This is a genomic window from Streptomyces luteireticuli (assembly GCF_041519305.1).
Taxonomy (GTDB): domain Bacteria; phylum Actinomycetota; class Actinomycetes; order Streptomycetales; family Streptomycetaceae; genus Streptomyces; species Streptomyces luteireticuli.
Genome location: NZ_CP167927.1, coordinates 2,800,008 through 2,820,396 on the forward strand (window position 1 = coordinate 2,800,008; position 20,389 = coordinate 2,820,396).

General features: G+C 72.2%; 21 protein-coding genes. 12 read left to right on the forward strand and 9 right to left on the reverse strand.

Translation table 11 applies throughout. From position 1 onward, the window contains the following. Nucleotides 1-106: 106 nt before the first annotated feature. A complete protein-coding gene (locus tag AB8735_RS11900) occupies nt 107-754 on the reverse strand; it encodes a TetR/AcrR family transcriptional regulator C-terminal ligand-binding domain-containing protein (protein ID WP_344032150.1) in 648 nt (215 codons plus the stop codon). Continuing rightward, complete coding sequence (locus tag AB8735_RS11905; protein ID WP_372407078.1) at nt 751-2,367, reverse strand: MFS transporter; 1,617 nt, start codon at nt 2,365-2,367, stop codon at nt 751-753. Before AB8735_RS11905 ends, AB8735_RS11900 begins: the two co-directional genes overlap by 4 nt. A gap of 189 nt (nt 2,368-2,556) precedes the next feature. Between AB8735_RS11905 and panB the strand changes: the two genes are divergently transcribed. The 3 genes from panB (at nt 2,557) to AB8735_RS11920 (ending at nt 5,531) form a co-directional block, all read left to right on the forward strand. Then, nucleotides 2,557-3,414, forward strand: coding sequence for a 3-methyl-2-oxobutanoate hydroxymethyltransferase (gene panB, locus AB8735_RS11910; RefSeq protein ID WP_372407079.1), 858 nt, complete (start codon nt 2,557-2,559; stop codon nt 3,412-3,414). A gap of 276 nt (nt 3,415-3,690) precedes the next feature. Beyond that, nucleotides 3,691-4,710: an ATP-binding cassette domain-containing protein gene (locus AB8735_RS11915; protein WP_372407081.1), complete on the forward strand. Its 1,020-nt coding sequence runs from the start codon at nt 3,691-3,693 to the stop codon at nt 4,708-4,710. Beyond that, on the forward strand, nt 4,707-5,531 hold the full coding sequence (locus AB8735_RS11920; protein ID WP_372407083.1) for an ABC transporter permease: 825 nt from the start codon (nt 4,707-4,709) through the stop codon (nt 5,529-5,531). The genes AB8735_RS11915 and AB8735_RS11920 overlap by 4 nt, the downstream gene beginning before the upstream one ends. Nucleotides 5,532-5,550: 19 nt before the next feature. On the opposite strand, the gene AB8735_RS11925 is transcribed toward AB8735_RS11920, so the two are convergent. Next, nucleotides 5,551-8,934 (reverse strand): BTAD domain-containing putative transcriptional regulator, encoded by a 3,384-nt coding sequence (locus AB8735_RS11925; protein ID WP_372407086.1) that lies wholly within the window; start codon nt 8,932-8,934, stop codon nt 5,551-5,553. Nucleotides 8,935-9,051: 117 nt separating this feature from the next. Here AB8735_RS11925 and AB8735_RS11930 point away from each other — a divergent pair, with 117 nt between their 5' ends. Next, nucleotides 9,052-9,873: a site-2 protease family protein gene (locus tag AB8735_RS11930; protein ID WP_344032136.1), complete on the forward strand. Its 822-nt coding sequence runs from the start codon at nt 9,052-9,054 to the stop codon at nt 9,871-9,873. A 6-nt stretch (nt 9,874-9,879) separates the two neighbouring features. On the opposite strand, the gene AB8735_RS11935 is transcribed toward AB8735_RS11930, so the two are convergent. Next, on the reverse strand, nt 9,880-10,065 hold the full coding sequence (locus tag AB8735_RS11935; RefSeq protein WP_344032134.1) for a hypothetical protein: 186 nt from the start codon (nt 10,063-10,065) through the stop codon (nt 9,880-9,882). A gap of 119 nt (nt 10,066-10,184) precedes the next feature. Then, entirely contained in the window at nt 10,185-10,910 is a 726-nt protein-coding gene (gene npdG, locus AB8735_RS11940; protein ID WP_372407089.1) for an NADPH-dependent F420 reductase, read from the reverse strand. 159 nt (nt 10,911-11,069) lie between these two features. Here npdG and AB8735_RS11945 point away from each other — a divergent pair, with 159 nt between their 5' ends. Then, nucleotides 11,070-11,675 (forward strand): hypothetical protein, encoded by a 606-nt coding sequence (locus tag AB8735_RS11945; protein WP_372407092.1) that lies wholly within the window; start codon nt 11,070-11,072, stop codon nt 11,673-11,675. 69 nt (nt 11,676-11,744) lie between these two features. Further along, nucleotides 11,745-13,085 carry an MFS transporter gene (locus AB8735_RS11950; protein WP_344032128.1) on the forward strand — a complete coding sequence of 447 codons (1,341 nt, stop codon included), beginning with the start codon at nt 11,745-11,747 and terminating at the stop codon, nt 13,083-13,085. Between the two features lie 213 nt (nt 13,086-13,298). On the opposite strand, the gene AB8735_RS11955 is transcribed toward AB8735_RS11950, so the two are convergent. Further along, the gene (locus AB8735_RS11955; RefSeq protein WP_372407095.1) at nt 13,299-13,508 is read right to left on the reverse strand and encodes a hypothetical protein; all 210 of its coding nucleotides are present in this window, start codon (nt 13,506-13,508) and stop codon (nt 13,299-13,301) included. A gap of 92 nt (nt 13,509-13,600) precedes the next feature. Between AB8735_RS11955 and map the strand changes: the two genes are divergently transcribed. The 4 genes from map (at nt 13,601) to AB8735_RS11975 (ending at nt 16,951) form a co-directional block, all read left to right on the forward strand. Beyond that, nucleotides 13,601-14,458 carry a type I methionyl aminopeptidase gene (gene map / locus AB8735_RS11960; RefSeq protein ID WP_344032123.1) on the forward strand — a complete coding sequence of 286 codons (858 nt, stop codon included), beginning with the start codon at nt 13,601-13,603 and terminating at the stop codon, nt 14,456-14,458. A 157-nt stretch (nt 14,459-14,615) separates the two neighbouring features. Continuing rightward, nucleotides 14,616-15,278 carry a heme oxygenase (biliverdin-producing) gene (locus tag AB8735_RS11965; protein ID WP_372407097.1) on the forward strand — a complete coding sequence of 221 codons (663 nt, stop codon included), beginning with the start codon at nt 14,616-14,618 and terminating at the stop codon, nt 15,276-15,278. A gap of 106 nt (nt 15,279-15,384) precedes the next feature. After that, nucleotides 15,385-15,957 carry a GNAT family N-acetyltransferase gene (locus AB8735_RS11970; RefSeq protein WP_372407100.1) on the forward strand — a complete coding sequence of 191 codons (573 nt, stop codon included), beginning with the start codon at nt 15,385-15,387 and terminating at the stop codon, nt 15,955-15,957. 211 nt (nt 15,958-16,168) lie between these two features. Then, nucleotides 16,169-16,951 (forward strand): isocitrate lyase/phosphoenolpyruvate mutase family protein, encoded by a 783-nt coding sequence (locus tag AB8735_RS11975; RefSeq protein WP_344032116.1) that lies wholly within the window; start codon nt 16,169-16,171, stop codon nt 16,949-16,951. A gap of 10 nt (nt 16,952-16,961) precedes the next feature. Here AB8735_RS11975 and AB8735_RS11980 read toward each other — a convergent pair whose 3' ends face one another. Further along, complete coding sequence (locus tag AB8735_RS11980) at nt 16,962-17,486, reverse strand: EF-hand domain-containing protein (protein ID WP_372407102.1); 525 nt, start codon at nt 17,484-17,486, stop codon at nt 16,962-16,964. A gap of 224 nt (nt 17,487-17,710) precedes the next feature. Here AB8735_RS11980 and AB8735_RS11985 point away from each other — a divergent pair, with 224 nt between their 5' ends. Next, nucleotides 17,711-18,232, forward strand: coding sequence for a hypothetical protein (locus AB8735_RS11985; protein WP_372407103.1), 522 nt, complete (start codon nt 17,711-17,713; stop codon nt 18,230-18,232). 16 nt (nt 18,233-18,248) lie between these two features. On the opposite strand, the gene AB8735_RS11990 is transcribed toward AB8735_RS11985, so the two are convergent. Beyond that, nucleotides 18,249-18,731, reverse strand: a complete 483-nt coding sequence (locus AB8735_RS11990; RefSeq protein ID WP_372407105.1) for a DUF4188 domain-containing protein — start codon at nt 18,729-18,731, stop codon at nt 18,249-18,251. 80 nt (nt 18,732-18,811) lie between these two features. Here AB8735_RS11990 and AB8735_RS11995 point away from each other — a divergent pair, with 80 nt between their 5' ends. Beyond that, entirely contained in the window at nt 18,812-19,450 is a 639-nt protein-coding gene (locus AB8735_RS11995; protein ID WP_372407107.1) for a MerR family transcriptional regulator, read from the forward strand. A gap of 39 nt (nt 19,451-19,489) precedes the next feature. Here AB8735_RS11995 and AB8735_RS12000 read toward each other — a convergent pair whose 3' ends face one another. Then, nucleotides 19,490-20,368 carry an RICIN domain-containing protein gene (locus AB8735_RS12000; protein ID WP_372407109.1) on the reverse strand — a complete coding sequence of 293 codons (879 nt, stop codon included), beginning with the start codon at nt 20,366-20,368 and terminating at the stop codon, nt 19,490-19,492. Nucleotides 20,369-20,389: the final 21 nt, after the last annotated feature.

Sequence of the window (20,389 nt, forward strand, 5' to 3'; positions counted from 1 at the left end):
GATCATCACGGGCGGGGGCTTCCGTTCGGGAAGGAGGACGGCGCCCCGGCCCGGACGGGTTCCTCGGTCCGGGCCGGGGCGGCCTGCTGTGACACAACGGGCACAATCAGGGCACCGGACGAACACCTTGCGAAGGCCGGACACCTTGCGGACGAGCACCCTGCAGGACGGTGTCGACGATCCGCTCGGCCAGCCCCTCGGGCAGTTCCTTCCACTCGTGGAGCACGACCCGGGCCAGCATCGGGCCGACGAACAGATCGATGAGCAGCTCCGGGTCGGCGTCGCCGCGGATCTCCCCGGTGGACACTCCCCGTCGCAGCACCGCGAGGAACGCCTCGCGCCGGGCGGAGACGACGGTCTCGTGGTACTCCTTCCAGACCCTGGGCCGGGCCTGCACCTCGGCGACGACCGTGCGCATCACGGCGGAGGAGCGCTTGGCCAGGCCGCGCCGGCGCAGGAACTCCAGCAGCGCGACGAGGTCGTCGCGGACCGAGGTGCCGGGGAGCTCGGGGCTGCGCTCGTCCAGGGAGCGCAGCACGTCCAGCATGAGCGCCTCCTTGCCGGCCCAGCGCCGGTAGACGGTGGCCTTGCCGACGCCGGCCTCACGCGCGATGCGCTCCATCGACAGCTCGCTGACGGTGACGCCCTCCTCCAGCAGCCGCAGGACGCTCTCGATCACGGCGGTGCCGGCGGCGGCGCTGCGCGGGCGGCCGCGCGACGGGACCGGGGAGGCCGGGGGGCTCGTGGTGCTCATGCGTCGGCCCCCTCCTGCTGCCGCTGGGCCGCCCGTCCCGCGCCGGTCCCGCCGGCCGCGGCGCCCTTGCCGGGCAGGAAGATCCCGACGACGAGCGCGCCGAGCGCGGCGACGGCCGTGGCGCCCAGGGCGGTGACGTGCATGGCGTGCAGGAAGGCGTCGTTGGCGGGTCCGACGAGGGCCTTCCCGGCCGGGCCGAGCTTCTCGGCCACGGCGAGGGTGCCCTCGATGGACTCGCCGGCCGCGTGCCGGGCGGAGTCGGGCAGGCCGGGGACGGCGTCGAGCCGGGCGGCGATGCCGTCGCGGTAGGTCGTGGAGAGCAGCGAGCCGAGGACGGCGACGCCGAGCGCCCCGCCGACCTGGCGGAAGGTGTTGTTCACCGCCGAGCCGGAGCCCGCCTTCTCACGGGGCAGGGTCTGCATGATCGAGACCGTGGCGGGCGGCATGACGTGTGCCATCGCGGTGCCCTGGACGAAGAAGATCACCTCCAGCACCCAGATCGGGGTGTCCGCGTCCAGCAGCAGGAACCCGGCCATGGACAGGGCCACCAGCAGCATGCCGGTGCAGCACACCGCGCGGGCGCCGAACCGGGCCACGACGAGGCGGGCGCGCGGGGCGAAGAACATCTGCGCGGCGGCGAGCGGGAGCATCAGCAGACCGCTCTGCAGCGGGGAGTAGCCGCGCACGCTCTGGGTGTAGAAGACGCTGAAGAAGCTGACGCCCAGCAGCGCGAAGAAGACCAGCGAGATGGAGGAGACAGCCGCCGAGAACTGCGGCTTGCGGAAGTAGCGCACGTCCAGGGCCGGGTGCTCGGTGCGCCGCTCGTGGAGGACGAACGCGGCGATGACGGCCAGGCCGCCGCCGACCGTGCCGTAGACCTCAGGGTCGGAGAAGTCGGCGAGCTGGCCGCCCTTGATGATGCCGTACACCAGCAGCACCAGGCCGACGACCGACAGCAGCACGCCGACCGGGTCGAGCCGGCCGGGCCGGGGGTCCTTGGAGTCGGGGACGAGCGCCACCATGGCTATCAGGCCGCAGATGACGATCGGGACGTTGACGAGGAAGACCGAGCCCCACCAGAAGTGGTCGATCAGGATGCCGCCGGTGATCGGGCCGATGGCGATGGCCAGGCCGACCGCGCCCGCCCAGATGCCGACGGCCTTGGGCTGCTCGTCGCGCTCGAAGACGTTCATGATGATCGCCAGGGTCGCGGGCATCACGAACGCGCCGCCGAAGCCCATCACCGCGCGGAAGGCGATCAGTTCGCCGGGGGAGCCCGCCAGGGCCGAGAGCACCGAGCCGATGCCGAACACGGTCATGCCGAACAGCAGGACCTTCTTGCGCCCGAGCCGGTCGCCGAGGAGGCCGGCGGTGAAGAGGATGCCGGCGAAGACCAGGGTGTAGGAGTTGATCGCCCACTCCAGCTGGCTCTGGGTGGCGCCCAGGCCGGTCGGGGCGGGTGAGGCGATGGTCTTCATCGCCACGTTGAGGATCGAGTTGTCGAGGACGACGACGAGCAGGCTGAACAGCAGCACGGTGAGGATGACCCACCGCTTCCGGTGCACCGCCTCGGGGACCTGGCGCGCCGGTATCGCACCGGCAGGGATTGTCATACCCATACGGTAAGCCGCTTTCGATACGGCCCCGTTCCGTATTGAAAACTCTTTACGAAGCGATACCGATCCCACCCCAGGGCATCACCCCCCGTGACTTCCTCCCGGGAGATCGCCGTGTCAGCATGGAGACGATCCGGGGACGCCGTCAGGGCGCCTCGAGACGACAACATCACAGGAGTCATTGCCATGACGCATGCCGTGAAGACCCCCGACAGCAGCAAGGCGCTGTACGGCGGGACGAGCTCCCGGCGCATCACCGTCCGCGACATCGCCGCCGCGAAGGCGCGCGGCGAGAAGTGGCCCATGCTGACCGCCTACGACGCGATGACCGCCTCCGTCTTCGACGAGGCCGGCATCCCCGTCCTGCTGGTCGGCGACTCCATGGGCAACTGCCACCTCGGCTACGAGTCCACCGTTCCCGTCACCCTGGACGAGATCGCCGTCCTCGCCTCGGCCGTCGTCCGGGGCACCAAGCGCGCCCTGGTCGTCGGCGACCTGCCCTTCGGCTCGTACCAGGAGGGCCCGGTGCAGGCGCTGCGCAGCGCGACGCGGCTGGTCAAGGAGGCGGGTGTCCAGGCCGTCAAGCTGGAGGGCGGTGAGCGGTCCGCCCACCAGATCGAGATGCTGGTGCAGGCCGGCATCCCGGTCATGGCCCACGTGGGCCTGACCCCCCAGTCCGTCAACGCCTACGGCGGCTACCCCGTCCAGGGCCGCGGCGAGGAGGCGGCCGCGCAGCTCCTGCGCGACGCGAAGGCCGCGCAGGACGCCGGCGCCTTCTCCGTCGTCCTCGAACTCGTCCCCGCCGAGCTCGCGGCCGAGGTCACCCGCAGCCTGCACATCCCGACCGTCGGCATCGGCGCGGGCGCGGAGTGCGACGCGCAGGTGCTGGTGTGGACGGACATGGCGGGCATGACGAGTGGGCGGATGCCGCGCTTCGTGAAGCAGTACGCGCGGATGCGGGATGTCTTGGGCGACGCGGCACGGGAGTTCGCGGAGGAGGTTGTCGGCGGGGTTTATCCGGCGCCGGAGCACGCGTTCCACTAGCCGGTGGGGGCGCCCCCCCAGTCCTCAAGCGCCGGACAGGCTGAATTGTGCGCCCGGGCGCGAAAAACCAGCCCGTCCGGCGCTTGAGGACGAGCGGCGAAGCCGCGACAAACGGGGTCCGGGGCGGAGCCCCGGAAGAAACGGTGAAATGGGGGTGCCCCCTCTGGGGGAGGGACCGGGGCAAAACCCCCACACCCCCACCCCGTCGGCCCCCTGTCGGTACGCCGTCGGCCCGACATCGGAGCGATGTCAGTGCCCCCTGCCACGCTGACCGGCATGAAGCGAACCGACACCCCCGACGGCGGCGGAACCGCCGTCCAGGTCCGCGGCCTGGTCAAGCACTACGGCGAGACCAAGGCCCTGGACGGCGTCGACCTGGACGTCCGCGAGGGCACCGTCCTCGGCGTCCTGGGCCCGAACGGCGCGGGCAAGACCACCCTGGTCAGAATCCTCTCCACGCTGATCCGCCCGGACGCCGGCACGGCCCGCGTCGCCGGCTACGACGTCCTCGCCCAGCCCCGCCAGCTGCGCCGCACCATAGGCCTCACCGGCCAGTACGCCTCGGTCGACGAGAAGCTCTCCGGCTTCGAGAACCTGTACATGATCGGCCGCCTCCTCGACCTCTCCCGCAAGGACGCCCGCCGCCGCGCCGACGACCTCCTGGAGCGCTTCTCGCTCACCGAGGCCGCCAAGCGCCCCGCCGGGCAGTACTCGGGCGGCATGCGCCGCCGCCTCGACCTGGCCGCGTCCATGATCGGCCGGCCCGCCGTGCTCTACCTGGACGAGCCGACCACCGGCCTCGACCCGCGCACGCGCAACGAGGTCTGGACCGAGGTGCAGGGCATGGTGCGCGAGGGCGCGACCGTCCTGCTCACCACGCAGTACATGGAGGAGGCCGAGCAGCTCGCGAGCGAGCTGACGGTCATCGACCGCGGACGGGTGATCGCGGGCGGCCGGATCGACGAGCTGAAGGCGAAGGTCGGCGGCCGCACGCTCCAGATACGCCCGGCCGACCGCGCCGAACTGCCGCGCATCGTCGGGGCCGTGGCCCAGGCCGGGCTCGACGGGGTCGCCGGCGCCACCGCCGACACGGCCGAGGGCGTGGTCAACGTCCCGATCGTCAGCGACCAGCAACTGACCTCCGTCATCGGCCTGATGGGCGAGCGCGGCATCGCCCTCGCCGGCATCAACACCCATCTGCCCAGTCTCGACGAGGTGTTCCTGGCCATCACCGGTCAGAAGGCCTCCGTCAACAGCTCCAGCGACTCCCTCGAACTCCAGGAGGTCTCCGCATGAGCGCGGCGACGATCACCGCGCCGGTGAAGGCGCCCGCCGGGGACACCCGGATCCCCCTCCGCTCCCATCTGCGCCACATCGGCGCACTGACCCGCCGCAACCTGCTGGCGATCAGGCAGGACCCGGAGTCGATGTTCGACGCCGTGCTCATGCCGATCATCTTCACCCTGATGTTCGTGTACGTCTTCGGCGGCGCGATGTTCGGCAAGGGCCACCAGGAGGAGTACGTCAACTACCTGGTGCCCGGCCTGCTCGCCATGACGGGCCTCAACATCGCCATGGCCGTCGGCACCGGCATCAACGAGGACTTCCGCAAGGGCGTCATGGACCGCTTCCGGACCATGCCGATCGCCCGGTCGTCCGTCCTCATAGCGAAGATCGTCAGCGAGCTGTTCCGGCTGATGGTCGCGGTGGCCATCCAGCTCGGCATGGGCTTCGCCCTGGGACTGGAGATCAAGACCTCCGTCCTGCATCTGTTCGCCGCCATCGGGCTCAGCATCGTCTTCGGCGCCTCGCTGATGTGGATCTTCATCCTGCTGGGGCTCACCATGAAGACCGCGCAGGCCGTCCAGGGAGTGGCCATGCTCGTGATCATGCCGCTGCAGTTCGGCAGCTCCATCTTCGCGCCGACCCGGTCGATGCCCGGCTGGCTGGAGTCGTTCGCCAATTACAACCCGCTGGCCAACCTCGCGGACGCCTCCCGCGGCCTGATCCAGGGCGGTCCGGTGGCCCACTCCGCGTGGCTGACCCTGGCCTGGGCCGTGGGCATCACGGTCGTCACGGCACCGCTGGCCGTCGCCCGCTTCCGCAACAAGACGTGACGGGAAGCCCCGTGGGCGCTCACACGAGGGCGGCGGCCTCCTCCAGCGTGAGGCGGCCGCCTTCGGCGTATGTGCGCTCGTATGCCTCGTCGCCGAGCGCCGCGCGGAGGTTCGCCTCCGTGCGCCCGCGGGTGTCCCGCTCGGTGGTCCCCTCGTACAGCCCGGCGGGCCGCAGCGCGACGGCCGCTCCGAGCAGCCGGGCGCCCGTCGACGCGTGCTCCTCGCCGGGCAGTTCGGAGTGCGCGTAGGCGCCGTACAGCAGATGCATCACGGGCAGGTGGGAGGCGACGAGCAGGGCGAACGGGTCGTCCTTCACACCGAGCGAGCGGCGGACGAGGGGGAGGGCGGCGGCGGGGTTCCCGTCGAGGATCTCGATCCAGCCGTACAGCCCGTCCATCAGGGACAGGAAGAGCTTGATGGAGCGGTTCTTGAACTCCTCCATCAGACCGTCCAGGACCTCCCGCGCCTCGGCGGTCCGCCCGCGGCGGGCGAGCCGTACGCCCAGCGAGATCCGGATGAAGAACGTGGTGTCGGCGCTCGCGCCCTCGGCCTCCTCCAGCGCCTCGCGCAGCATCCGCTCACCCTCGGCGTCGTCCGCCCGTCCCGCCTCCGTGAGCACATCGGCGAGGCGGGCCCGCAGCATCGGCACCTGTGCGTTGGCGCCCAGGTCGCGGGCGTTGTCGATGGCCTCCCGGTAGTCGCGCTCGGCCTCGGCGAGGGCGCCGCGCCGCTCGTGGCTCTCGGCCCGGCCGGACAGCGCCTCGGCCACGCCCCAGTTGTCCCCGAGCCGCCGGAAGATCTCCAGGGACTCGTGCGCGTCCGACAGCCCCTGGTCGGCGCGGCCCGGCCGGTCGTTCAGCAGCTTGGCCCGCTGCTGGAGGTGGAAGGCGAGCTCCCACTCGTGGCCGGCCTCGCGGCAGCGCTCGACCAGGTCGTCGATGGACTCCCACAGGCCGTCGAAGTCGAAGGTGAGCAGCCGGGCGTAGAACCACATGACCCCCGGGTAGCGGAGGTTCTGCGGGCGGCCCGGGCGGTAGGCGACGACGACGTTGCGCAAGGTGCGCTGCATTTCGGGGGAGTTGAGGAGGCGCATGTCGGTGTCGTGGTTCACCAGCCACACCAGGCGCGCCTGCCGCCGGGCCTCGATCAGCAGCTCCGGACCCATCGGCGGCGGGGCGTCGATGCACCGCTCGGTCAACGGCGGCGCCGGCCGGACGGGTTCGGCGAACGGGTCGGGGCCCATGCCGACGGCGACGTCGGTCCAGGTCGCCGCGTCCGCGCGATGGTCGCGCAGCTGCCAGAACCAGCCGAGGGAGAGCACCATGCACAGCGTCTCCTGCTCGTCCCGCGCGGCCACCGCCCGGCGCAGGGCCGTGCGCAGGTTGTCGTGCTCGCGCTCCAGGACGTCCAGCAGCCTCCGCTGGCCGGGGCCGCGCAGCAACGGCTCGGCGGTGCGGGCGAGTTCACGGTAGTGGACGAGGTGCCGGCGCTCGACGGCGGTCCGCTCCCCCGCCTCGTCCAGCCGCTCCCCGGCGTACTCGCCGACGGTCTCCAGCAGCCGGTAGCGCATCTCGCCGTCGTCGGCGGGCGCGGCGACGACCAGGGACTTGTCGACGAGCGAACCGACGAGGGCGGGCACGTCCGGCCCGTGGACCTCCGTCCCGTCGGCGCACACCGCCTCGGCGGCGGCGAGGTCGCAGCCGCCGGCGAAGACGGACAGCCGCCGCAGGACGGCATGTTCGGGCGCGTCGAGCAGGTCCCAGGACCAGTCCACGACCGCCCGCAGGGTCTGCTGGCGGGGCAGGACCGTGCGGCTGCCCGAGGTGAGCAGGCGGAAGCGGTCGTCGAGGCGGTCCGCGAGACCGCGGGGGGTGAGCATCCGCAGCCGGGCGGCGGCGAGTTCGATTGCCAGCGGCAGGCCGTCGAGGCGGCGGCAGATCTCGGCGCAGGCCTCCGGGTCGTCCTCGGTCCGGAAGCCGGGCCGCGCGGCCGCGCCGCGGTCGGCGAGCAGCCGCAGCGCGACCGGGGTCGGCAGCGGCTCCACGGGCCGCAGCGACTCGCCCGGCACGGCGAGGGGTTCGCGGCTGGTGGCGAGCACGGTCACGCCCGGGCAGTGGGCGAGGAGCGCCTCGGCGACGCGGGCGGCGGCGTCGATGAGGTGCTCGCAGTTGTCGAGGACGAGCAGCATGCGGCGGGGCGCGCACAGTTCGGCGAGCCGGGCCAGGGGGTCGGCGGCCGCGCCGTCGGCCGCGGCCCGCAGGCCCTCCGCGGCGGCGCTGCCGCGGACGACGGTCTCGCGGGCGCCGAGGGCGGTGAGGACCGTCTCGGCGACGATGCCCGGGTCGTCCCCGTCGTCGACGGGGGCGAGCTCGGCGAGCCAGACGCCGTCCGGCCAGTCCTCGCGGGTACGGGCCGCGGCCTCGGCGGCCTCCTGCGAGAGGCGGGTCTTGCCGGCGCCGCCGGGGCCGAGGAGGGTCACGAGGCGGTGGTGGGCCAGGTCCTCGCCGATGCGGCGGAGGTCCTCGTCGCGGCCGACGAAGGAGGTGGCGCGGGCGCGGAGGTTGCCGCGGGGGCGGGTGGGTGTGCCCCGGTCCCGCCCTTTCACCGTTTCTTCCGGGGCTCCGCCCCGGGCCCGCAACGCGGCTGCGCCGCGTTCGTCCTCGGACGCCGGCCGAGCTGATCTGGGCGCCGCCAGCAGCTCCCCGTGCAACTCCCGCAACTCCGGCCCCGGATTCGCCCCCAGCCGCTCCGCCAGGTCCCGGCGGATCTCCTCGTACGCCGCCAGCGCCTCCGCCGGGCGGCCCGCCGCGCGCAGCGCGCGCAGGCGGAGGGCCTGGAGGGGCTCGTCCAGGGGGTGCTCGGCGCAGAGGCCGTCCAGGTCCGGGAGGACGGCGGGGGCGTCGCCCAGGGCGACCGCCGCGGACAGGCGGGCGCGGCGCGCAGCGAGGCGGCGGGCCGACAGGCGCGTCGCATAGGCCTCGTGGCCGGGGAGGTCGGCGAGGGCCGGGCCGCGCCACAGGGCCAGGGCGTCGTCCAGCAGGGCCGCCGCCTTCGCGGGGTCGCCGTCGGCGAGGGCCCGCTCGCCCTCCCCGGCGAGCCGCTCGAAGCGGTTCAGGTCGACGTCGTCCGGCTCGGCGCGCAGCCGGTAGCCGCCGGGCACGGACTCGACGGCCGCCGCGCCGAGCGCCCGCCGGAGCCGGCCGACGAGCGCCTGGAGGGCGCCCGCCGCGTCCGCGGGCGGTTCGCCGTCCCAGACGGCGTCGATCAGCGCCCCCGCGGTGTGCCCGCGCCCGGGGCTCAGGGCGAGCGCGGCCAGCAGGGCGCGCAGCCGCGCCCCGCCGGGGGTGGCGGGGGTGCCGTCGTCGGAGTGGGCCTGGGTGGTGCCGAGGATGCCGTAACGCACCGGGTCATTGTCCCCGCTCGTCCACGGAACGCGTTACGACTTTCCGACCGCGACCAAGTACCGTCGGCCGGTACCGACAACCGAAACGACACCGACCGACACCGGGAGCACATCGCCATGACATCCGGCGCGACTCACGCCGAACGCCGCGTGAGCCCCGTCTTCCTCGCCCTCGTCGCCGTCATGGCGGTCTCCATCTGGGCGGTGTGGACCGATTACGCGGCGAGCCCCGGCTTCGCCGTGTTCCTGTTCGTCGTCTCCAGCTGGGTCGTCTCGCTCTGCCTCCACGAGTACGCGCACGCGCGCACCGCGCTGCACGGCGGGGACATCACGGTCGGGGCCAAGGGCTACCTCACCCTCAATCCGCTGAAGTACACGCACGCCGTGCTGAGCGTCGTCCTCCCCGTGATCTTCGTGATCATGGGCGGGATCGGCCTGCCCGGCGGCGCGGTCTTCATCGAGCGGCACCGCATTCAGGGCCGGTGGAAGCACAGTCTGATCTCGGCCGCCGGCCCGCTCGCGAACGTCGTGTTCGCGGTGGTGTGCACCGCCCCGTTCTGGCTGGGGGCGCTCGACGGGGTGCCGGACAACTTCCGTTACGCGCTGGCCTTCCTGGCCCTGCTCCAGGTGTCGGCGGCGATCCTCAACCTGCTGCCGGTCCCGGGCATGGACGGCTACGGGATCATCGAGCCGTGGCTGTCGCTCTCGGTGCGGCGCCAGGTGGAGCCGTTCGCTCCGTTCGGCCTGCTGGCGGTCTTCGGGTTCCTGTGGATCCCGGAGGTCAACCACGCGTTCTTCGACCTGGTCTACGGGGTGCTGGACGCGCTGGGCGTGAAGGACTGGGACGCCTACTGGGGACGCGAGCTGTTCCGCTTCTGGAACGCGCCCGAACACGTCCCGTCGCCGGCGGAGATGTCCCAGTGGACCCTCATCCGCTGATGCCCGTCATTCGGTGATGCCCGCGGCCCGGTCGTTCTTCTGCTTGCGGATGTAGTACCAGGCCATGTTGGAGGCGACGCCCATCAGCAGCAGCCACACGACGCCGAGGAAGCTGCCGTGCACGAAGGACACCACGGCGGCCGCGGCGGCGAGGACGCAGACGGCGATGGCGTAGAGGGCGAGGCGGGGCATGGGGGCGGCTCCTGTCCGGGAAGCGGGGACGCGGACGCGTACGTGACGTTCCCGGATATTGTCCCCCATGCCTCCCGGCACTCGGACGGGGCTCTCGGACGTCCTCGGACCGGACGTCCTCAGACGTCGGTGACGCGCAGCCCCGCGTGCGCCTTGTAACGCCGGTTCGTCGAGATCAGATTGGCGACCAGCGACTCCACCTGGTGCGCGTTGCGCAGCCGGCCGGCGAAGACCCCGCGCATCCCGGGGATGCGGGCGGCCAGCGCCTGGACGAGGTCCGTGTCGGCCCGCTTCTCGCCGAGCACCATCACATCGGTGTCGATCTCCTCGACCTCCGGGTCGGAGAGCAGCACCGCGGACAGGTGGTGGAAGGCGGCCGTCACCCGCGACTCCGGCAGCAGCGCGGCGGCCTGCTGGGCGGCGCTCCCCTCCTCCGGCTTGAGCGCATAGGCGCCCTGCTTGTCGAAGCCGAGCGGGTTGACGCAGTCGACGACGAGCTTCCCGGTGAGCTCCTCGCGCAGCGCCTCCAGCGTCGCGCCGTGGCCCTCCCACGGAACGGCGACGATGACGATGTCGCTGCGCCGTGCGCACTCGGCGTTGTCGGCGCCCTCGACGCCCAGGCCCAGTTCGGCCGCGGCGGTCCGCGCGCGCTCGGCCGCGCGGGAGCCGATGATCACTTGCTGGCCCGCCCTGGCCAGCCGGTAGGCGAGGCCGCGGCCCTGGTCGCCGGTGCCGCCGAGCACACCGACCACCAGGCCGGAAACGTCGGGAAGGTCCCAAGGGTCCTTTGCGGGGGCCTTTGTTGTTCCCGTACCGGGGCCGGTGGATTCTGTGGAAGCTGTCATGACGGCGATACTGTCACGCGCCCCCGCGACACCCGCCACAACCCTTTGTGACACCCGCCGCACCCCGCACGCCGGTCACGCTCCCGCACACCCGTCGCGAACGGGTGAGACCGCCCCGGACGACGCTTCCGGCCCCGCCCGTCGCGGCAGGATCCGGCCATGGACGCTATAGAGGTCACGCTGCTGCGCGAAGTCCTCGCCGGGACCGAGTGGTTGCGGGAGACGCGCCGGTTCGCCGGGGCGCTGCGCCGCTCGGCCGTGACGCACGGCGGAGGGCTGCTGCTCGTGGGGACGGACGCGTACGAGCCGTGGCACCTGGCGGCGCACCTGGACGAGGAGGCGGCCCGGTGCGGGCTGCCGGAGCTGCGCCCCACCCTCGTCCGCCACCGGGTGCCGCCCGGCGCCCCGGACCGTCTGGCGGCCGGGCTCGACCGGTTGTCGGCGGCCGCGCGCGAGGGCACGCTGCTGGTGGTGGCGCCGCAGGGCGGGCCGCCGCCCGGGGACGGCCTGTTGGAGCGGGTGGCCGACGTCCGCCGCGGCGGGGCGACGGTCCTGGCCCTGGAGGGCGCGGGCACCGGTCCGCGGCTGGCCCCGCTCGCCCACGAGGTGCTGTCCCTGCCGTCCGCCGCGGAGCCGGACCTGGACGCGGTCCAGCATCTGATCAGCGCCGCCGCCGGGGAGGAAGCCCCGCGCGGGCAGCGCTTCCTCGACCGGCTCTCCCGCCTCGCGGAGCAGCTTCTGGCGCCGCCGCCGCACCGCTGGTGACCGGTCCCGCATCGTTCCTTAGGAAAATTGGTTTGCTCCCGACCATTCGGACACGGACCATGGTCCCCCGTGACCGAGCAAGACCATCCCCCCTCGCATCCCCCGGCGCCCCCCGCGCCGTCCCGTCTGCGTGCCCTCCTCCCGGACCTGACCCCCTGGCGTTCCTCCGCCGACTTCCGCCGGATGTGGCTGGCGGGCCTCGTCACGGTCTTCGGCAGCTTCCTGACCTTCGTCGCCCTGCCCGTGCAGCTCAAGGAGCTCACCGGCTCGGCCCTCGCCGTGGGCGCGATCGGTGCCGTCGAGCTCGTCCCGCTGATCGTCTTCGGCCTCTACGGCGGCGCCCTCGCCGACGCGATGGACCGCCGCAAGCTGATCCTGTGGACCGAGGCCGGCCTCGGCGTCCTCAGCGGCATGCTGCTGCTCAACACGGTGCTGCCGCACCCGATGATCTGGCCGCTGTATGTCGTCGCCGCCGTCGTCAGCGCGCTCACCGGCCTCCAGCGCCCGGCCCTCCAGGCGATTCTGCCGCGCATCGTCGCGCACGACCAGCTGCCCGCCGCCACCGCGCTCAACAGCATGCGCTGGCAGGTCGGCGCCATCGCCGGCCCCTCCGTGGCCGGCATGGTCATCGCCTTCGGCGGCCTCACCTGGGCCTACGCCCTGGACGTCGTCTCCTACGCGATCTCCGTCCTGCTCACCGTGGGCCTGGCCGCCTCCCCTCCCGCGCACGACGCCGAGAAGCCCTCGCTGCGCGGCATCCTGGAGGGCGCGCGCTACGCCTGGAGCCGCAAGGAGCTGCTCGGCACCTACGCGGTCGACCTGGCGGCGATGTTCTTCGCCTTCCCCAACGCGATCTTCCCCTTCCTCGCGGACGATCTCGGCGCGCCCTGGGCGCTGGGCCTGATGTACGCGGCCTCCGCGATCGGCTCGCTCCTGGTGAGCGCGACCAGCGGCTGGGTCTCCCGGGTCCACCGGCACGGCCGGATGGTCGTCGGGGCCGCGCTCGGCTGGGGCGCGGCGATGGCCCTGGCGGGCTGGATGGGCAACATCTGGCTGGTGCTGGTGATGCTGGCGCTGGCCGGGGCGTGCGACACGGTGAGCGGCCTGTTCCGCTCGGCGATGTGGGACCAGACCATCCCCGACGCCCTGCGCGGCCGCCTCGCCGGCATCGAGGTGCTCTCCTACACGGTGGGCCCGCAGCTGGGCCAGGTCCGGGCGGGCGGCATGGCCTCGCTGACGAACGTCCGCGCCTCGATCTGGGCGGGCGGCCTGGCGTGCGTGGCGTCGGTGGGCCTGCTGGCCGTGGCCCTGCCGAAGCTTCTCGCCTACGACCAGCGGACGGACGAGAACGCGGTGCGGATGCGGCGGCTGCGCGCGGGCGAGTCGGCGGAGGTGACGGAGGCGGCGTAGTCGCCTCCGGGGGTTACTCCCCGCCCCGCCCTTTCACCGTTTCCGCAGCAGCACGCTGCGCGCTCCCCCAGAGGGGGCACCCCCAGTCCTCAATCGCCGGACGGGCTCATTGAGCCCGTCCGGCGATTGAGGACAATGCGGCGAAGCCGCATTGCGGGGCCGAGGGGGCGCAGCCCCCGGAAGAAACGGTGAAAGGGCGGGCCAGGGGCAAAATCACTCGTCATCCCGCCACCGCGGATCCTCCCGCCACGCCTCGTCCCGCTCCCGCGCCGTCTCCATCGCCCGGGCCGCCTCCTCACGGGTCGCATACGGCCCCATCCGGTCCGCCGCCCGGCACTGCGGCCCCTCCTCCACCACCCGGTGCTCCAGGCAGTAGTACCACTCACCCGGCTTCCCGGCCGTGCGCCTCTTGAACAGTGCCATCAGGACCTCCTCGCCTCCGCGGCTCTCGTCCGCGCTCTCGTCCGCGCTCTCGCCCACATGGTCCCCGACCGGCCGTGACTACACTCGCTGACATGTCTGGCCAGTCGCTTCTCGTCCCGGGGACACTCTCCCCCACCCGCCCCGTCCCCGCCTCCATCCGGCGGCCCGAGTACGTGGGCAAGGACGCCCCCACCCCGTACACCGGCCCCGAGGTCCAGGACGCCGAAACGATCGAGCGCATGCGGACCGCGGGCCGCATCGCCGCGCAGGCGATGGAGGAGGCGGCCAAGCTCATCGCCCCCGGCGTGACGACGGACGAGCTCGACCGGGTCGCGCACGAGTTCATGTGCGACCACGGGGCCTACCCCTCCACCCTCGGCTACCGCGGCTTCCCCAAGTCGCTCTGCGCGTCGGTCAACGAGGTCATCTGCCACGGCATTCCGGACTCGACCGTGCTGCGCGACGGCGACATCGTCAACCTCGACGTGACCGCCTACATCGGCGGTGTGCACGGCGACAACAACGCCACCTACCTCTGCGGCGACGTGGACGAGGAGTCGCGTCTCCTCGTCGAGCGCACCCGGGAGGCCCTCAACCGCGCGATCAAGGCGGTCAAGCCCGGCCGCCGGATCAACATCATCGGCCGTGTCATCGAGTCGTACGCGAAGCGCTTCGGCTACGGCGTGGTCCGGGACTTCACCGGCCACGGCATCAACTCGTCCTTCCACTCGGGCCTGATCGTCCCGCACTACGACAGCCCCCACCACGACACCCTCATCCAGCCCGGCATGACGTTCACGATCGAGCCGATGCTGACGCTGGGGACGTACGAGTACGACATGTGGGAGGACGGCTGGACGGTCGTCACCAAGGACAGGAAGCGGACCGCACAGTTCGAGCACACACTGGTGGTGACCGACTCGGGGGCGGAGATCCTGACCCTGCCGTAGGGGGGACGCCGGGAGGGGCCGGGCGGTAGGGTTTTTACCGACAGAACGTCGGGAACCATTTGACTTAGGTAAACCTAAGTAGTTAGGTAAGCCTAACCGATCGAGCACTGGTGCACCCATCGCCCGCGCCCTCTCCCCTCGTCACCGGAGGTCCGCCTTGGACTCGCCCGCCACGACGCCGTTCTCCACGCTCATCCGCACCGCGTCGCACGAGCAGCACACAGAGGCCGAGAACTCGTCGTTCATGAGCAATATGCTCGGCGGCCGGCTCGCCGTCGCCGCCTACCGGCGGTACACCGAGCAGCTCTGGTTCGTCTACCAGGCCCTGGAGGCCGCCGCCCCCGCTCTCCTCGACGACCCGGTGGCCGGCCCGTTCATAAGGCCCGAACTCGCCCGCACCGCCCAGCTGGAGCGCGACCTCGTCCACCTCGGCGGCACCTCCTGGCGCGACGCCCTCACCCCTCTCCCCTCCACCACGGCGTACGCCGCCCGCATCGAGGAGTGCGCCCGCACCTGGCCCGCCGGCTACGTCGCCCACCACTACACCCGCTACCTCGGCGACCTCTCCGGCGGCCAGATCATCCGCGGCACCGCCGAGAAGACCTGGGGCTTCGCCCGCAAGGGGGACGGCGTCCGCTTCTACGTCTTCGAGGGCATCACCAACCCCGCCGCCTTCAAGCGCGAATACCGCGCCCTGCTGGACGAACTCCCGCTGGACGACCTGGAGAAGCAGCAGGTGATCGGCGAGTGCAAGCGCGCCTTCGCGCTGAACACCGCCGTCTTCAAGGAGTTGGCGGACGAGTTCCCGCTGAGCGCGTAGCGGACGCGCCGTCCGCCGGTCCGGATTCCGACGCTTGCGCGCTCCCACGGCAGGACAGACATCCCCCCTGTCCCGTCCGCATCCCGCGCAAGCCGAGGAGAGTCCGGTGGCCCATCCCTTACGCCTGATCGGCGACAAGGTCGTCGTCCGCGAGTTCCACCCCGACGATGTCGAGGACATGCAGCGCGTGTTCGGCGACGACCGGGTCACCGCATGGCTGTCCTTCGACAGCCGCGACCTCGACGAGACACGGGTCAGGATCGAGAAGGCCATCGAGAACGCCCGGGCCGTCCCGCGCACCGAGTTCTATCTGGCGGTGACGACCCTCGACGACGAGGCGCACCCCATCGGCTTCGTCCGCCTCGTCCGCTCCGGCTCCCGGGGCGAGGAGATCGGCTGCGCCATCGCCGCCGACGAATGGGGCCGCGGCTACGGCGACGACGCCCACCGCGTGCTCCTCGACTTCGCCTTCGGCGAGCTGGAGCTGGAGCGGGTCGCCGGCTGGATCCCCCTGGCCAACACGAAGAGGATGAAAGCCCTTGACGAGAACGGCGCGTTGGGGAGGCTGGGCTTCGTCCCGGACCGCGTCGCGCCCCGGTACGTCTTCATCAACGGCACCTGGTGGGACTGCATGCTCAACTCCGTTACCGCGGAGGAATGGCGCCGCCGCAGCCGCTAGACGACCGATTCCAGGGGGATTCGGCAGCGTACCGGCACAGGATCGGCCGCGCTGTCGGACCTGCCCGCTAGCCTGGCGCCATGCTCTTGATAAGCCACGCAGCGCCGGCCGCCCCGGAGTTCGCCGTCCCACGAGTGCCCGACTCCCCGCCGAACAGCCTTCGACTGCGGGCAACCGAGCCCGGGGACGGACCGGCCGAGGTGAGGACCCGATGAACACCGCATTCCACGCCCTGCATCACGCGGACCGGCCCCTGCTGCTGCCCAACGCCTGGGACTTCGCGTCGGCCGCGGCGCTGGCCGCCGCCGGGTTCGCCGCCATCGGCACGACCAGCCTCGGCGTGGCCTCGGCCAACGGCCTGCCCGACGCCGCGGGGTTGGCCCGCGACGAGACCGTCGCGCTGGCGAGAAGGCTGGTCCGGTTGCCGTGCCCGGTCACCGTCGACATCGAGGCGGGCTTCAGCACCGACCCGGGAGAAGTGGCCGACCTGGTATCCGAGCTGGCCGGCCTCGGGGTCGCCGGGATCAACATGGAGGACGCGCGGGGTGACCGACTGGCCGACCCCACGACGCAGGTGGCGTTGATCCGCGCGGTGAAACACCGTGCGCCCGAAATCTTCCTCAACGCCCGGGCGGACACCTACTGGCTGGGAGTCGACGCCACGGTGCCCGCGACTCTGGACCGCGCGCGACGGTACGTGGACGCGGGGGCCGACGGGATCTTCGTGCCGGGCCTGGCCGAGGAGAAGGACATCGCCGCCGTGACCGCCACCCTGCCGGTGCCGGTCAACGTTCTGCACCTGCCCGCTCTCGGCCTCGACCGGCTGGCGGATCTGGGCGTACGGCGGGTCAGCACCGGCTCCCTGCTCTTCCGCGCAGCCCTGCACGCCGCCGTCACCACGGCCCTCACGATCAGGGAGGACGAGCCGCTGCCCGCCGGTATCCCCGGCTACGCGGAGGTCGACGCGCTCAGCCGCCAGGTCGATTCCGTCTAGTCGACTCCGTCTAGTAGAGCACTTCGCCCATCGGGGAGCTGTCGCCGACGATATAGGCGCGGATCGACGCCAGGTACGCGTCGCGGCGAACCCTGCCGTCGCCATCGGTGTCGAGCGCGTCGAACGCGGCGGCGGCGTTCTCCGCCGAGTTGTTCAGCGCGGTGCGCAGCATCGTGAACTCGGCCTTGTCCAGGGCTCCGTCACCGTCGGCGTCGACGAGGTCGAACAACGAACCGAGCGCGAACCGGCAGACGTTGTCGAACTTGTCGGCGCCCACCCAGGCGTCGTACTCGTCGAACGTCAGCTTGTCGTCACCGTTGGCGTCCATCGCTCCCCAGGCCTTCAGCCCCTCCGTGCGGGCCGCGACGACGAGCGGGTCGTCCTCCGTGCGCCCCGCGGCCGACACGGCCCGGTCGATCCGGGAGAGGTAGTCGTGGCGCGTGATGACCTTGTCCCCGTCCGCGTCCATCATGGCGAAGACGCGCGCTCGGGCGACGGTGGCGGCGGCGGTCGTGGTCTCGGTCGTGGGGCTCACTCGGATCTCCTCCTGGGCGGGGACTCGTCCGGCGCTTCCTACCCGGCGCGTTCCGGTTTCCCCACACCCCGTCCCCCGGGGGAGAGACGCACGGGACGGCGCGCCGGACGGCCATGCGCCGTCTGTGCACCCCGAGGCGCCTGATCAGCAGACGCACCTCTGGGTAGCCAAGTGCTCATAAATCCGGAGAACTTGCGGGAGGGCACGTGGTGAGCAGGAACGGTATGGCAGTGACGTTGGGGGCCCTGGTGCTCATGGTGTCGTCGTTGGCATGGGCCCCGGCCGGCCACGCCGGGACGCCGGGCGAATACGAGGCGATCACCTGCACCGGCAACTCACACAGCCACTACGACCCACCGCTCACCCTCCAACCCCAACAGACCCACAACCACGCGCACGTGCGCTACACCTGCACCACCGCCCCCGGCCACACCGTCCCGGCCACCGGCTCCTTCGACTCGACCTCGCCGACGGCGTCCTGTCTCTCGCTGACCGACACGCGCGGCGTCGAGATCGTCCACTACGCCGACGGCACCCGGTCAGTGATCGTCATCGACGGCGCGACCACCGTCCGTGTCACCGGTGTCCTGGAATCCCTCCAGTCGGGCCGGGTCGTCGAAGGCCGCGGCAAGGACCACTTCGTCCGCCGGACCGTGTCCGCCCTCCCCAGCCAACTGCCCACGGACTGCCTCACCTCCGGCCTTCGGAGCACGGAGAGCGCGGTGCAGCTGGAGATCCTGCCGTAGCGCCGCGCCGCGGGCGCTAGCCCGCGAGCCGTTCCGCGGCCCGTTCGCCCCGCCGTCCGACCGGCTCGACCCCATAGGCCTCGCCGAGGCCGGTCGGCGGCATGCCGTGGTAGATCGTCTCGTACGAACCCGCCGGCACGATGTACGTCTCGTGCCAGATGCCGACGCTCCCCGCGCCGCTCCGCGCGCGGCGGTTGAAGGCCGCCCAGGCGGGGCGGTGCTGCCGGTCGGGGGCCACGGCGTAGGCGAGGAGCTTCTCGCGCGACTCCCAGTACTGGACGATCGTGATGCGACGGGGCCCGCTCATGTACCCCCGCTGTCCCAGCAGCCCGCCGCCCTCCTCGCGCGCAAGCTCCTTGAGCATGCGCGGCATGGCTGTGAAGACGGGCAGCCAATGGCGCACCGACCGCCACCGGTTGACCCGCATCCCGATGAGGAAGACCACCACCTCCCCCTCGGCCGCCGCCGTGACCCGCTCCGCTGTCGGTGCCGTGCTCATGCCTGCCCCCGTCGCCCTCATTGGATAGCGTCGCTATCCATGCTTGGATAGTGCCAGTATCCGAAGGAGGGTGCAAGAGGATGCGACTGGCCGAACTGAGCGGGCGCAGCGGGGTGTCCACCGCGACGATCAAGTACTACCTGCGGGAAGGGCTGCTCCAGCCCGGCCGGCGCGTCACCGCCACCCAGGCCGAGTACGGCGAGGAACACCTGCGCCGGCTGCGCCTGGTGCGGGCGCTGATCCAGATCGGCAAGGTGCCGGTGGCCGTCGCGCGGGAGGTGATCGCCGCCGCCGAGGACACGTCGCTCTCCCACCACACGCGGCTCGGCGCGGCCACCCGGGCGCTGCCGCACGACCCGGGGACCGCCGAGGACGACGAGGCGACCGGGACGGCGCGCCGCTCGGTGGCCGCGCTCCTGGAGCAACTGGGCTGGCACGACATGCACGACGAGCCCTCCCCCGCCCTCGGCACGCTCGTCGCCTCCGTCGCCGCGCTCGTCCGCCTCGGCTACCCCTGCGACACCGCGCACCTGCTGCCGTACGGCCGCCTCGCCGCCGAACTCGCCGTCGCCGACCTGGACACGGTGGAGGAACAGCCCACGGCGGACGGGCAGATCGAGGCGGCCGTCGCGCTGACCGTGCTGTACGAACCGGTGCTGCTCAGCCTGCGCAGGCTGGCCCACATCCAGGAATCGGCCCGGCGGTCCGGGGAGCGCTGAGTCCTGTCCGGCCGGGCGACGCCCGCCCCGGCGTCGCACTCAGACGCGCTGGAAGCGCCACTTCTGCGCGTCGGTGTCGTTCCAGGTGTACTGCTGGACGTTGGCCCGCTTCTCCTTCGAACCGCCCTCGACGTCCAGCATCCTGCCGCTGCGGACGCAGCCCAGCGCGTACACGTCGTTGCCCAGCGGGGTGATCCACCAGCGCTGGTTGGTGCCGTCGTTGCGGTCCCACTGCTGGACGTTGGCCGTGTCGTCCAGGGATGCGCCGGCCACGTCCAGCGCCTTGCCGCTCGCCTTGCTGACGATCTCGTACTCGCCAGTGACGTTCCAGACGGCGTTCCTGGAGGAGTAGTCACGGCGGACCGCGGTCACGGTCCACTGCTGGTTGGGGCCGCCGTGCCGGTCCCACTGGCCGACGTTCGCCCCGTTCTCGCTCTCCTTGCCCAGGACGTCCAGGGCCATCCCGCTGCCGACGTTGGTCAGGACGTACGTCCCCTCGGCGAACGGCAGCCTGATGACCTGCGCCGCGTCCGAGCCGAGCGCGAAGACCCGCACCGAGGCGGCGCGGTCGCCGAGCACGGGGCCCAGCTTGTTCCGGGACTCCCCGATGATGGACCCGAGGCCGTCGATCTCCCGAGTATCCCTGTCCGCCAGCGACTTGAGCTCTTCCCGCGGGCCCACCTGGGCCGCGAACCCCTTGAAGTCCGCCTCGACATGGAGGGCGATGCTCTGCTCGGTCCGGTTCACGGCCGACCGGATCCGGCCGTCGAAGCCGAACGCCCTGACATCGCCCAGCGACTGGTCCGATATCAGTACGCGGCCGCTCTCCTCGGAGTTGAACTCCTCGTGCTCGTACAGCGCGTACCAGCCCTTCGGGCAGATCTGCGTACCACTGCCCTCGACCATGCGGACCGTCATCTGCGGCGTTCTCCCCATCCC